We start from the raw sequence: 12856 nt of genomic DNA, 5'->3' as shown, positions 1-12856 counted from the left end.
CGGCCGCCATCGGGCTGTTCGCGCTGGCCACGGCCGCGACCGTGGCGGGCCTCGGCGCGCTGTTCGGTCGGGCCGGGCTCGGGCTCGGCGCGCTGCTCGTCTTCCTGGTCGGCAACCCGCTCTCCGCGGTCGGCGCCGCGCCCGAACTCCTGCCGCAGCCCTGGGGCGCGGTCGGGCAGTTTCTGCCGGTGGGGGCGGGCGGCACGCTGCTGCGCTCGGCCGCGTTCTTCGACGGGGCGGGCGCCGGCCGGTCGCTGGCCGTGCTGGCCGGCTACGCGCTGGTCGGCCTCGCCCTGGTCCTCGTCGTGAACCGAAGCCACCGGGCCGGTGCGGACAGCCCGGCCCCGGCCGGGCGGCCCGCCGAGGTCACGGTATGACGGCACCTCGACGGGCCGGCTACTACAAAGCGTCGTTGATAGGGGAGGATGGCCGGCGTGGAAGCTCTTCGACTGATCCTTCTCTACGTCCATCTGATCGGGTTCGCGCTGCTGCTTGGCGGTTCGATCGCCCAGTTCATCGCCGGCCGGCTGCGGATCAACGCGGCCATGCTCTGGGGCTCGGTGATCGGGCTGCTGACCGGAATCGGTCTGTCCGCCCCGCTGCGTGACGGCGACGAGCCGGCACCCGCCAAACTTGTTACCAAGTTGGTGCTCGCGCTGCTGATCTTTGTCATGGTCTTCTTCTCGCGTAAGCGGGAGTCCGTGAACCGCGGGCATTTCCTCGCCATCATCGGGTTGACGCTGGTCAACGCGGCGGTGGCGATCTTCTGGCGGTAACCCGGCAGGGCAGGGGGAACACCTCGGGAAACGGACGTTCGCGACACCTTTCCGGAGGGTGACCGACACCGGACGTGACGTGCCACACGCAAGGGTTACGTAGGGGTAACGAGCGTTCAACAGTCGTGCACGATTGTCGGCCGGTGGGTGGGCGCGGGCGTACGCTCCCGTCCGTAACGTGGGACGCCGGCGGCACACCGCAAGCCGGCGCAAGGGCTGCCACCGCGCACGACGCGGTGTGCAATGGGAAGGAGACGTCTTGCGCTCTGTGCGTGGGATGCGGATCGCCTCCGCCATCGTGGCGGGTGGCCTCGTGCTGGGCGCCGCCGCGTGCGGTGAGGCCCCCAAGGACGACAAGAACGCCGGCGGCAACGGCGGCAAGAAGTTCAGCGCCTGCATGGTGACCGATGTCGGCGGCATCGATGACAAGTCCTTCAACACCTCGGCCTGGAAGGGCCTGCAGGAGGCGCAGAAGGAGAACGCCAAGATCGACATCAAGAACGTCCAGTCGAAGGCCGAGGCGGACTACGAGGTCAACCTGACCGGGTTCGTCAACCAGAAATGCGACTTCATCCTGGCCGTCGGTGGCCTGATGCAGGACGCCACCAAGAAGGCCGCCGCGGCGAACCCGAACCAGCAGTTCGGCATCGTGGACGCGAACCCGGGTGTGGACAACGTCTACCCGATGCAGTTCGACACCGCGCAGGCCGCCTTCCAGGCCGGTTACCTGGCCGCCGGGATGAGCAAGACCGGCAAGGTCGGCACCTACGGCGGTCTGCCGATCCCGCCGGTCACCATCTTCATGGACGGCTTCGCCGACGGCGTGGCGTACTACAACAAGGCCAAGGGCAAGACCGTCCAGGTCATCGGCTGGGACAAGGCCGCCCAGAAGGGCTCCTTCACCAACGACTTCGTCAAGCAGGACGAGGGCAAGAAGGTCTCCGACGCGCTGGTCGCCCAGGGCGCGGACATCATCATGCCGGTCGCCGGCGGCGCCGGCCTCGGCACCACCGCCGCCGCGCAGGCCTCGGGCGGCAAGTACTCGGTCGTCTGGGTGGACGTCGACGGCTGCGAGAGCACCCCGAACTGCCCGGCGCTGGTCACCACCGTCGTCAAGAACATCCCGGACGCCGTGAAGGACGCCGTGCTGAAGGCCGCCAACGGCGAGAAGCTCCAGGCCAAGCCCGGCTTCGTCGGCACCCTGGCCAACAACGGCGTCTCGATTGCGCCGTACCACGACTTCGAAAGCAAGGTCCCCGCGGACCTGAAGGCCGAGGTCGACAAGATCAAGGCGGACATCGCCGCCGGCACCATCACGGTCACCTCGAAGGCCCAGCCGACCAAGTGACCGCTCCGCCGGCCGCCGCGGTGAGATCATCGGCAGCGGGGGCCGGCGGGCACCAGGTTTGACGACCGGCCGCCTCGGCGTACGCGGGGAAGACCCGCGCGACGCCGGGGCGGCCGGTCACCTTGATCCCCCACTGACCCCCACCCGGCGCGGTGGCCGGCGCGTAGCCGCTACGCTGCACCATCGCTCGCACTCCAGGAGGTTGCGCTGAGACTCGAACTGCGCGGCATCACCAAGCGGTTCGGTGATCTGGTCGCCAACGACCACATCGACCTGACGGTGGAGCCTGGAGAGATCCACGCCCTGCTCGGCGAGAACGGCGCCGGCAAGTCGACCCTGATGAACGTGCTCTACGGGCTCTACCAGCCCGACGAGGGCGAGATCCTGGTCGACGGCAAGCCGCTGAAGCTGAAGGGTCCGTCCGACGCGATCGCCGCCGGGATCGGCATGGTGCACCAGCACTTCATGCTGGTGCCGGTCTTCACCGTGGCCGAGAACGTGATGCTGGGTGCGGAACAGGTCAAGGGGGGCTTCACCGGCTTCCTCGACCGCCGGCGGGCCCGCCGCGAGGTCGCCGAGGTCTCCGAGCGGTACAACCTCCGGGTCGACCCGGACGCGGTGATCGAGGACCTGCCGGTCGGCATCCAGCAGCGGGTGGAGATCGTCAAGGCGCTGACCCGCGACGTCGACCTGCTCATCCTCGACGAGCCGACCGCCGTGCTGACCCCGCAGGAGACTGAGGAACTGCTCACGGTCATGCGGTCGCTCAGGGAGGCCGGCAAGTCGATCGTGTTCATCACCCACAAGCTGGGCGAGGTCAAGGCGATCGCCGACCGGATCACGGTGATCCGGCGCGGTAAGACGGTCGGCACCGCCGAGCCGAGCGCCAGCCGTGACGAGCTGGCCGCGCTCATGGTGGGCCGCAGCGTCCGGCTGACGGTGGACAAGAAGCCGGCCCAGCCGGGCAAGCCGATCCTCGAGGTCGCCGGCCTGGTCGTCGACGACGACCGGCAGGTACGCGCGGTCGACGGCGTCGACCTGACCGTGCACGCCGGTGAGGTGCTCGGCGTCGCGGGCGTGCAGGGCAACGGGCAGACCGAGCTGATCGAGGCGATCATGGGGCTGCGCCCGGTGCTGGCCGGCTCGGTCACCCTGGACGGCCAGGCCGTGCACGGCTGGTCGACCAAGAAGGTGCTCCGCGCCGGCGTCGGGTACGTCCCGGAGGACCGCAGCGTCGACGGCCTGGTCAAGGAGTTCTCCGTCGCGGAGAACCTGGTGCTGGACATCTACGACCGGCCGCCCTTCGGCAAGGGCCTCTCGCTCAAGCCGGACGCCATCGCGAAGTCGGCGAAGGAGCGGGTCGAGCAGTTCGACATCCGCACCTCCTCGGCCGATGCGGCGGTCGGCACCCTCTCGGGCGGCAACCAGCAGAAGGTGATCGTGGCCCGGGAGCTGTCCCGGCCGCTGAAGCTGTTCATCGCCGCCCAGCCCACCCGGGGCGTGGACGTGGGCTCGATCGAGTTCATCCACAGCCGGGTCATCCGCGAGCGGGACATCGGCACGGCCGTCATGGTGGTCTCCAGCGAACTGGACGAGGTGATCGGCCTGGCCGACCGGATCGCGGTGATGTACCGCGGCCGGGTCATCGGCGTGGTCGGCCCGGACACCCCGCGCGAGGAGATCGGCCTGCTGATGGCCGGCATCACGCCGGACACCGCCACCACGACCGCTGACGGCCCTGGCAACGAGGACGAGGCATGACCAACCCGAACCCGGTGTCGGGCTCCCCGGACAAGGAGCCGGCGACCGAGGCGCAGGAGGCGCGCAGCGAGGCCCGGGCGACGCCGTCCGCGCCCGCCGGCGACACCGAGCGGGCGGTGCCCGCCACCGCGACGAAGCAGCCCGCGGCCGAGGGGCCCCGCCCAACGCTGGGCCGCCTCTTCCTGGACAACCTCTGGGCGGCCAACACGGTCACCGTGACCGTGCTCGCGGTGCTGCTGGCCATGCTCGTCGGCGCGGTGCTGATCATCGTCTCCGACCCGGAGGTGCTGGCCACCTACGGCTACATCACCGCACGCCCGGCGGACGCGCTCAACGCCAGCTGGACCGTGGTGAGCGAGGCGTACGCCAACCTGTTCAAGGGCGCGATCTTCGACCCGGACGCGGTCGGCTTCACCGCCGCGATGGGCCCGATCTCGGAGACGCTCACCTACACCGCGCCGCTGGTCTTCACCGGCCTGGCGGTCGCGCTCGCCTTCCGCGGCGGCCTGTTCAACATCGGCGCCCAGGGCCAGGCGACCATCGGCGTCATCCTGTCCGCCGTCGCCGGCTTCGCGCTGCCGCTGCCGCCCGGGGTGCACCTGCTCGTCGCGCTGATCGCCGGCGCGCTCGGCGGCGCGCTCTGGGGCTTCGTCCCGGGCATCCTGAAGGCACGCACCGGCGCCCACGAGGTGATCAACACGATCATGCTCAACTACGTGGCGGTCTACTTCCTGTCCTGGATCATCATCCAGAGCGGGGTGCAGAACCCGAACCGGTCGGACGCGATCAGCAAGCCGGTCGACTCCTCCGCCCAGCTGCCCCGGCTGCTCGGCGACAACCTGCGGGTGCACGCCGGCATCCTGGTCGCGGTGCTGGCCACCTGGTTCATCGCCTGGCTGCTGAACCGCTCCACGCTCGGCTTCGAGCTGCGCGCGGTCGGCGAGAACCCGGACGCCGCCCGGACCGCCGGCATCAGCGTCACCAAGACGTACGTGCTGGTCATGGTGATCTCGGGTCTGCTGGCCGGTCTCGGCGGGTCGAACATGGTGCTCGGCTCGACCGCGAACGCGCTGACCCCGCTGGTGGTCGCGCAGATCGGCTTCGACGGCATCCTGGTCGCCCTGCTCGGCCGGGTGAAGCCGTGGGGCGTGCTGCTGGCCGCGCTGCTGTTCGGCGCGCTCCAGGCCGGGGGCAACCGGATGCAGTCGTACTCCGGGATCTCGCTGGAGCTGGTCACCGTGCTCCAGGCGCTCATCGTCATCTTCATCGCCGCGCCGGCCATGGTGAAGGCGATCTTCCAGCTCCGGGCGGCCCGAGCGGCCCGGCTGCAGACGAGCCTCGCGAAGGGCTGGTGAGCATGTCCACCACCGCTGTCCCCGAGGTCGCCGTGACCGCGGTCGACGAGGGCTTCTGGACGCGCGCCCGCAAGACCGGCGCCGTCCTGCTGGCGCTGGGCGTGCTCGCCACGGTGCTGTTCGGCGCGCTCGCCACCGACCAGCAGGCCCGCTTCACGCTCAGCGAGACCGAGGGCGGCGCCGCCCTGGAGATCAACGGCACGGTCGGTGCCATCCTCTTCGGGATCATCGCCGCCGCGGCCGGGGCCGCCCTGCTCGCCGGGGTGCCGAAGCGCTGGTTCACGCTGGTGCTCGGGGTCGGGCTGGTCGCCTTCGTGCTGAGCTTCCTGTGCTGGCAGGTCTCCGCCGCCCCCGAGGGCCGCAACTTCATGCCGCTGGTCAACGTCCTCCGGGGCACGTTCATCCTGGCCCTGCCGCTGATCTTCGGCGCGCTGGCCGGCGTGCTCTGCGAGCGGTCCGGCGTGGTGAACGTGGCGATCGAGGGCCAGTTGCTGATGGGCGCCTTCTCCGGCGCGCTGTTCGGCAGTATCTCCGGCAGCGTCTGGGTGGGCCTGGTCGCCGCCGCGATCGGCGGCGCGCTGATCTCCCTGCTGCTGGCCGTCTTCGCCATCCGCTACCTGGTCGACCAGGTGGTCATGGGCATCGTGCTCAACCTGCTGGCGGTCGGCGTCACCGGCTTCCTCTACGAGCGGCTGATGCAGACCGACGCGACGAAGTACAACAGCGCGCCGCGGTTCAGCAACTGGGAGATCCCGCTGCTCAAGGACATCCCGCTGCTGGGTCCGGCGCTGTTCCGGGGCAACATCTTCCTCTACCTCGGGCTGCTGCTGGTGCTGGTCATCCACATCGCGCTGTTCCGTACCCGGTGGGGTCTGCGGACCCGGTCGGTGGGTGAGCACCCGACCGCCGCCGACACCGTCGGCGTGAAGGTGCTGCGGCTGCGCTACCGCAACGTGCTCATGGCCGGGCTGGTGGCCGGCGTGGGTGGCGCCTCGTACACCCTGGCGCTCTACTCGTTCACCAAGAACATGATCGGCGGTAAGGGCTTCATCGCCCTGGCCGCGCTGATCTTCGGCCGGTGGAGCCCGACCGGGGCCCTGCTCGCGGCGCTCTTCTTCGGCTTCGCCGACCAGCTCGCCACCTACCTGGGCGCGATCGGCAGCAGCATCCCGAGCCAGTTCCTGGCGATGCTGCCCTACCTGGCGACGATCCTGGCGGTGGCCGGGCTGGTCGGCAGGGTCCGGGCGCCGGCCGCCGACGGCAAGCCGTACATCAAGGGCTGACCGCCCGCGACGCACCGTGCCCGGCGGGGGGAGACCCGCCGGGCACCGTCGTCTCCGGCCGCCACCGCGACCGATCGACGTGAATTGGGCAGAATGGGAGTCGTGATGGAGATCGACTGGGAGCGGCTGCGGGCCGCCGCCACCGAGGTCATGCGGCACGCGTACGTGCCCTACTCGAAGTTCCCCGTCGGGGCGGCCGCCCTGGTCGACGACGGCCGGGTGGTGGTCGGCTGCAACGTGGAGAACGCCGCGTACGGCGTGGTCCTCTGCGCCGAGTGCGGCGTGGTCTCCTCGCTGCACGCCACCGGCGGCGGGCGGATCGTGGCGCTGTCCTGCGTCGACGCCACCGGCGAGCCGCTGATGCCGTGCGGCCGGTGCCGGCAGCTGCTCTGGGAGCAGGGCGGCCCGGATTGCCTGATCGAGGCGAAGGGTCGCCCGCTGCGGATGGCCGAGCTGCTGCCGCACGCGTTCGACGTGGCCGACATCGAGGCGGTGACCGGCGAGCACCCGGTGCCCGTGGTGCCGGACCGGCTGGCCGCCTGGCGGGGCCGGGGCACGGTCTTCGTGCACCCCGACCTCTCCGCCGGGCAGCAGGTCTGGACGGCGTACTGGGAGCGGTCGTCCGGGGACACCGAGGGCGCCGAGACCGGCGTGCTGGAGGAGGGCCCGACCTGGGCCGATCCGGCGGAGGCGATCACCTGGGGGCTGGCCCGGACGCCGCGCGTCGTCGTGGTGGACGCGTCGGGCACCATCTTCTGGGCCGGCGAAGGTGAGCCGCCCCTGGAGATCCCGGTCCGCTGGTCCCCTGCCTGAGCGGCGGGACCGGTTCCTGAACGACGAGGAAAGATCATCTGATGAGTGCATTCACGGCGGTTGACGTCATCCGGGCCAAGCGGGACGGGGGCGTGCTGAGCGACGGCCAGATCGACTGGGTCGTCGACGCGTACACCAAGGGGCTGGTGGCCGACGAGCAGATGTCGGCGCTGGCCATGGCGATCCTGCTGCGCGGCATGACCGGGCCGGAGATCGCCCGGTGGACCGCCGCGATGATCGCCAGCGGCGAGCGCCTGGACCTGTCGCCGGTGGCCCGGCCGACCGTGGACAAGCACTCCACCGGCGGCGTCGGTGACAAGATCACCCTGCCGCTGACCCCGCTGGTCGCCGCCTGTGGCGCGGCCGTGCCGCAGCTCAGCGGCCGGGGCCTCGGCCACACCGGCGGCACCCTGGACAAGCTGGAGTCGATCCCCGGCTGGCGGGCCGCGCTGACCAACGAGGAGTTCATCGACCAGCTCCGCGACGTCGGCGCGGTGATCTGCGCGGCTGGCGACGGGCTCGCTCCGGCCGACCGCAAGCTGTACGCGCTGCGCGACGTCACCGGCACCGTCGAGGCCATCCCGCTGATCGCCAGTTCGATCATGAGCAAGAAGATCGCCGAGGGGACCGGGGCGCTGGTGCTCGACGTGAAGGTCGGCTCCGGCGCCTTCATGAAGAACGTCGACGACGCCCGCGAGCTGGCCCGGACCATGGTGGAGCTGGGCGGCGCGCACGGGGTGCGGACGGTCGCCCTGCTCACCGACATGTCCACCCCGCTCGGCCTGGCCATCGGCAACGCGGTCGAGGTGACCGAGTCGGTCGAGGTGCTGGCCGGCGGCGGCCCGGCCGACGTGGTGGAGCTGACCCTGGCGCTGGCCCGGGAGATGCTGGTCGCGGCCGGCCTGCCCGACGCCGACCCCGAGGCGGCGCTGCGGGACGGCCGGGCCATGGACTCCTGGCGCACGATGATCCGGGCGCAGGGCGGCGACCCGGACGCCCCGATGCCCACGGCCCGTGAGGTCGAGGTGGTCACCGCGACCGACGACGGCTACGTCGCCGGGATCGACGCGTACGCGATGGGCGTGGCCGCCTGGCGGCTCGGCGCCGGCCGGGCCCGCAAGGAGGACCCGGTGAGCATCCCGGCCGGGGTGGTGCTGCACAAGCGCCCCGGCGACCCGGTACGCGTCGGCGAGCCCCTGTACGAGCTGCGCGCCGAGCACGCCGAGCGGATCCCGGCCGCGCTGGCCGAGGCGGAGCGGGCGGTGCGGATCGCGCCGGACGCCCCCGCCGCGACGCCGCTGGTGATCGAGCGGATCGGCTGATCTTTCCGGTCATGGTGCGGTGCCCACCGAGCCGCTATTCTCGCAGGCCAAGGGGGGACCGACCGGCGATGAGCCGTTGCGAGCAGACAGGGACCTGAGCCGTGCGCGTACCCGCCCCCGACCCCCGGGCCGTTCGTGAGGCGAGCCTCGACGAGCTGTCGCGGCTGGGCCTCCCGCTGCCGCCACCGCAGTTTCCGCTGGTCTGGGAGCCGGGGGACGAGATCGAGCTGCGTACCACCCGGGAGATCGAGGCCCGGATCGCGGTGCTGCACGTGATCCTGGCCCGCTGCTTCGGGATGCCCGCGCAGGCGGCGATGGGCTGGCTGCTGGAGTCGCACCTGGTCGAATCGGTGACCCCGCCGGAGTGGCAGTTCGTGATGGGCGGCAAGGGCGACCACCGGTCGTTCGTGCTGCACCACGACGCGCTGTTCTCGCTGGCCTGGGTGCTCGGGCTGGCCAAGGAGCTGGACCCCACGGTGCCGGTGGACGAGCGGCTGGTCGAGCGGATGCCGAACCTGGTGGCCGGGGAGACCTTCGGTCAGTGGCGGGCCCGGATCCTGGCCGCCCCGCAGCACCCCGCCGACGCGGCCGCCCTGCTCGACCTGCACTACTGCCTGGACTGGGCGTACCTGGAGTCGGAGGAGGCGGGGCTGGCACTGCCCGGGCTGGTGGACGCGAACGCGATCGGGCAGCGCCGGTGGGCGCTGGAGTGGGCGGTGGTGCTGCGCGGGCCGTACCACGACGAGCCGCCGGGCTGGGAAGAGGTCGACCTCTCCACCTGAGCGGCGGTGGTCAGCGCGGCCGGTGCACGGCGAGCCGGACGGCGAGGGTGACCGGCACCGGCTCGGGCAGCGCGGCGATCCGCTCGGCGAGCCGGGCCGGGTCGGTGTGCCAGGCGCTGGGGCCCATCCCGACCAGGGTGGCCACCTCGGTGCGGCTCAGCTCCAGCCGGGCCCGGTGCTCGGCGGCCGATTCCTCGGTGAACTGCCCGCTCAGGCTGCCGGCGACCCGGTCGGCCTTGGCCGGGTCCACCCGGAGCAGGTCGAGCGCCCCGACCAGTTCGGCGAGATGGTCCACGGCCGGGGTGACCACCAGCAGCGCGCCGGCCGGGTCGAGCACCCGGTGGAACTCGGCGCCGTTGCGCGGCGCGAAGACGTTCAGCAGCACCGTGGCGGAGCGGTCGGCCAGCGGCAGCCGCTGCCAGGTGTCGGCCAGCGCGGCGGCGGCGCGCGGATGGGCCCGGGCCGCCCGGCGCAGTGCCGGCTTGGCGACGTCGAGGGCCAGGCCGACCGCGTCCGGCAGCGCCGCCAGCACCGCCGCGAGGTACCAGCCGGTGCCGGCCCCGGCGTCCACCACCAGGGGGTACGCCTCGCCGTCGCCGTTGCCCGCCGGGTCCAGCCGCGCGACCGACGGGGCCTGCGCGGCGTCCTTTGCTCTGCAGCCGTCGGCGCAGCACGCCTCGTTGCCCGGTGCTGCGTCCGGGGCTGCAGAGCGAAGGCGGGACGAGCCGGACACGATCTCCCGGGCCTTCGCGGCGAGCGCGGCGGCCACCGGGCCGTAGTGGCCGGCCGCGAGGAAATCGGCGCGGGCGGCGACCATCTCGGCGCTGTCCCCGGTGTGCGGGGCACGGCCGGCGAGCAGGTTGACGTACCCCTGGCGGGCGACGTCGAAGCTGTGCCGGCGCGGGCAGCGCAGCGCCCGGGCGGTGCCGGCGGTGGTCTCCACCAGCGGCTCGGCGCAGACCGGGCAGCGCAGCCGGGCCAGGATGCGGTCGTCCACGCTCAGGCCTCCGGGGTCGGGCGGCCGGCGAGATGGTCGACCACCCGGTGGGTGAGCGCGCCCAGCGCCGCGATCTCCTCGGCGCTGAGCAGGTCGATGAGGTGCCGACGGACGGCGGCGACGTGCCCCGGGGCGGCCGCCTCGACGGCCTGCCGGCCGGCCGGGGTGAGCGCGACGACCGAGCCCCGGCCGTCGGTCGCGCACTCCTCCCGGGTGACCAGGCCGCGCTGCTGCATCCGGGAGATGTGGTGGGAGAGCCGGCTGCGCGACCAGAGCATCCGGTCGGCCAGTTCGCTGAGCCGCAGCCGCTGGTCGGGCGTCTCGGAGAGGTCGGTGAGGACGTCGTAGTCCGGCTCGGAGAGCCCCGCGTCCTGCATCAGCTCCCGGGCCAGTTCCAGGTCGAGCAGGCGGCGCATCCGGCGGTAGCCGCGCCAGGCCCGCGCCTCCCGCTCGTCCAACCACCGTGGTGTGTCCATGTGCCGAGCATAGTCCAGTGGTTGACATGTCATCAAACGCCGCCTACGGTCGATGACATGTCAACCCAACTGCCTGCGCGGCCGCCCGCCGGCGACCTGCGGGCGGTCCAGATGATCAAGCAGGTGGTGACCACGTTGAACATGGTGCCGGTCAACGAGGCGGTGACCGTCTTCCTGCGGCAGGCGCTGGACGAGGCCGGCGAGCTGCGACCGGATCCGGGCCGGGAGGCGGCCGCGGACCAGATGCTCGACCAGCTGGCCCGGCTGGCCGTCGCGCTCGCGCCGCTGCGGGTGCCGGCGTGACGGCCCGGCTGTGGGAGCTGTTCGGCGGGCGGGGGCGCGGGGTGCTGGTGACCCTGCGCCGGGACGGGCGGCCGCAGCTCTCCAACGTCGACTACCTGGCCGAGCCGGGGCTGATCCGCTGCTCCACCACGGGCGACCGGGCCAAGGTGCGCAACCTGCGGCGCGACCCGCGGGCCAGCTTCCACGTCAGCACCGCCGACGGCGGGGCGTACGCGGTGGCCGAGGGGCGGGTGGACCTCACCCCGCCGGCCGCGGCAGCCGACGACGCCACGGTCGAGGAACTGGTCGAGGTCTACCGGCGGATCCGGGGCGAGCACCCGGACTGGGCGGACTACCGGGCGGCCATGGTGGCCGACGGGCGGCTGGTGCTCCGCCTCACGGTCGAGCGGGTGTACGGCTGGCGGCCGTGAGCCGCCCCGGTCCGGTGCCGCGCCCCGGCGGTCGGTGACTAGGGTCGGTGCATGGCAATCTCGTACGAGGACATCGTCAAGGTCCCGAAGGCGCTGCTGCACGACCACCTCGACGGCGGTCTGCGGCCCGCGACGATCGTCGAGCTGGCCGCCGAGGCCGGCCACGAGCTGCCCACCACCGACCCCGAGGCGCTGGGCCGGTGGTTCGCCGAGGCGGCGAACTCCGGTTCGCTGGAGCGCTACCTGGAGACCTTCGCGCACACCGTGGCGGTCATGCAGACCGGGCCCGCGCTGCGTCGGGTGGCCCGCGAGTGCGCGCTCGACCTGGCTGGCGACGGGGTGGTCTACGCCGAGGTCCGGTTCGCTCCCGAGCAGCACCTGGAGCAGAACCTGACCCTGGACGAGGTGGTCGACGCGGTGGTCACCGGGTTCCGGGAGGGCAGCGCCCTGGCCGCCGAGGCGGGCACCCCCATCCGGGTCGGCACACTGCTCACCGCGATGCGGCACGCGGCCCGGTCGCAGGAGATCGCCGAGCTGGCCGTGCGGCACCGGGACACCGGGGTGGTCGGCTTCGACATCGCCGGCGCGGAGGCGGGCTTCCCGCCCACCCGGCACCTGGACGCCTTCGAGTACCTCCAGCGGGAGAACTTCCACTTCACCATCCACGCCGGCGAGGCGTTCGGGCTGCCGTCGATCTGGCAGGCGATCCAGTGGTGCGGCGCGGACCGGCTGGGGCACGGCGTCCGGATCGTCGACGACATCACGCCCGGGAACCCGCCGGCGCTGGGCCGGCTGGCCGCGTACGTCCGGGACAAGCGCATCCCGCTGGAGCTGTGTCCCTCCTCGAACGTGCAGACCGGGGCGGCCGCGTCGATCGCCGACCATCCGATCGGGCTGCTGCGTGACCTGCGCTTCCGGGTGACGGTGAACACCGACAACCGGCTGATGAGCGGCACCTCGATGTCCCGGGAGATGGCCCTGCTGGTGGACGCCTTCGGCTACGGCTGGAAGGAACTCCAGTGGTTCACCATCAACGCGATGAAGAGCGCCTTCATCCCGTTCGACGAGCGGCTGAAGATCATCGACGAGGTGATCAAGCCGGCGTACGCCAAGCTGATCGGCTGATCACGGCTGCCGCGGGTGGCCGGCGAGCAGGGCGGCCACCCGGCGCAGCACCTGGCCGGCCCGGGCCGCCTCGGCGCCCAGCCCGGTCTGCCGGCGCAGCACCGC

General features: G+C 72.3%; 13 protein-coding genes and 1 pseudogene. 12 read left to right on the top strand and 2 right to left on the bottom strand.

The window, feature by feature from the left end:
* The 9 genes and pseudogenes from B0E53_RS25040 to B0E53_RS25000 all read left to right on the top strand — a co-directional run.
* Positions 1–377 (top strand): annotated as a pseudogene (locus tag B0E53_RS25040) (hypothetical protein); the annotation flags it as partial.
* A gap of 57 nt (positions 378–434) precedes the next feature.
* Positions 435–776 carry a hypothetical protein gene (locus B0E53_RS25035; protein ID WP_107078292.1) on the top strand — a complete coding sequence of 114 codons (342 nt, stop codon included), beginning with the start codon at positions 435–437 and terminating at the stop codon, positions 774–776.
* Positions 777–1053: 277 nt separating this feature from the next.
* Complete coding sequence (locus B0E53_RS25030; protein ID WP_107078291.1) at positions 1054–2124, top strand: BMP family ABC transporter substrate-binding protein; 1071 nt, start codon at positions 1054–1056, stop codon at positions 2122–2124.
* A 207-nt stretch (positions 2125–2331) separates the two neighbouring features.
* Complete coding sequence (locus tag B0E53_RS25025) at positions 2332–3885, top strand: ABC transporter ATP-binding protein (RefSeq protein WP_107078290.1); 1554 nt, start codon at positions 2332–2334, stop codon at positions 3883–3885.
* Positions 3882–5240, top strand: a complete 1359-nt coding sequence (locus B0E53_RS25020) for an ABC transporter permease (protein WP_107078289.1) — start codon at positions 3882–3884, stop codon at positions 5238–5240. The genes B0E53_RS25025 and B0E53_RS25020 overlap by 4 nt, the downstream gene beginning before the upstream one ends.
* A gap of 2 nt (positions 5241–5242) precedes the next feature.
* Positions 5243–6523: an ABC transporter permease gene (locus B0E53_RS25015; RefSeq protein WP_107078288.1), complete on the top strand. Its 1281-nt coding sequence runs from the start codon at positions 5243–5245 to the stop codon at positions 6521–6523.
* A 93-nt stretch (positions 6524–6616) separates the two neighbouring features.
* A complete protein-coding gene (locus B0E53_RS25010) occupies positions 6617–7336 on the top strand; it encodes a cytidine deaminase (RefSeq protein ID WP_210406200.1) in 720 nt (239 codons plus the stop codon).
* A gap of 41 nt (positions 7337–7377) precedes the next feature.
* On the top strand, positions 7378–8658 hold the full coding sequence (locus tag B0E53_RS25005) for a thymidine phosphorylase (protein WP_107078286.1): 1281 nt from the start codon (positions 7378–7380) through the stop codon (positions 8656–8658).
* 101 nt (positions 8659–8759) lie between these two features.
* The gene (locus tag B0E53_RS25000) at positions 8760–9440 is read left to right on the top strand and encodes a DUF4272 domain-containing protein (RefSeq protein WP_107078285.1); all 681 of its coding nucleotides are present in this window, start codon (positions 8760–8762) and stop codon (positions 9438–9440) included.
* Between the two features lie 10 nt (positions 9441–9450).
* Here B0E53_RS25000 and B0E53_RS24995 read toward each other — a convergent pair whose 3' ends face one another.
* Complete coding sequence (locus B0E53_RS24995; RefSeq protein WP_107078284.1) at positions 9451–10437, bottom strand: putative RNA methyltransferase; 987 nt, start codon at positions 10435–10437, stop codon at positions 9451–9453.
* A gap of 2 nt (positions 10438–10439) precedes the next feature.
* Positions 10440–10913 (bottom strand): MarR family transcriptional regulator, encoded by a 474-nt coding sequence (locus B0E53_RS24990; protein ID WP_107078283.1) that lies wholly within the window; start codon positions 10911–10913, stop codon positions 10440–10442.
* 57 nt (positions 10914–10970) lie between these two features.
* On the opposite strand from B0E53_RS24990, the gene B0E53_RS24985 reads away from it, so the two are divergent.
* The 3 genes from B0E53_RS24985 to B0E53_RS24975 are packed head-to-tail and all read left to right on the top strand — an operon-like array spanning position 10971 to position 12751.
* The gene (locus tag B0E53_RS24985; protein WP_246835574.1) at positions 10971–11216 is read left to right on the top strand and encodes a hypothetical protein; all 246 of its coding nucleotides are present in this window, start codon (positions 10971–10973) and stop codon (positions 11214–11216) included.
* The gene (locus B0E53_RS24980) at positions 11213–11626 is read left to right on the top strand and encodes a PPOX class F420-dependent oxidoreductase (protein WP_107078282.1); all 414 of its coding nucleotides are present in this window, start codon (positions 11213–11215) and stop codon (positions 11624–11626) included. The genes B0E53_RS24985 and B0E53_RS24980 overlap by 4 nt, the downstream gene beginning before the upstream one ends.
* A 51-nt stretch (positions 11627–11677) precedes the next feature.
* Positions 11678–12751 (top strand): adenosine deaminase, encoded by a 1074-nt coding sequence (locus tag B0E53_RS24975; RefSeq protein ID WP_107078281.1) that lies wholly within the window; start codon positions 11678–11680, stop codon positions 12749–12751.
* The last annotated feature ends 105 nt before the right edge of the window (positions 12752–12856 follow it).

The sequence above is a fragment of the Micromonospora sp. MH33 genome, assembly GCF_003013775.1.
Lineage (GTDB): Bacteria > Actinomycetota > Actinomycetes > Mycobacteriales > Micromonosporaceae > Micromonospora > Micromonospora fulviviridis.
Note: the sequence above shows the minus strand (reverse complement) of the source record. Positions and strands in the feature narration are given on the sequence as shown.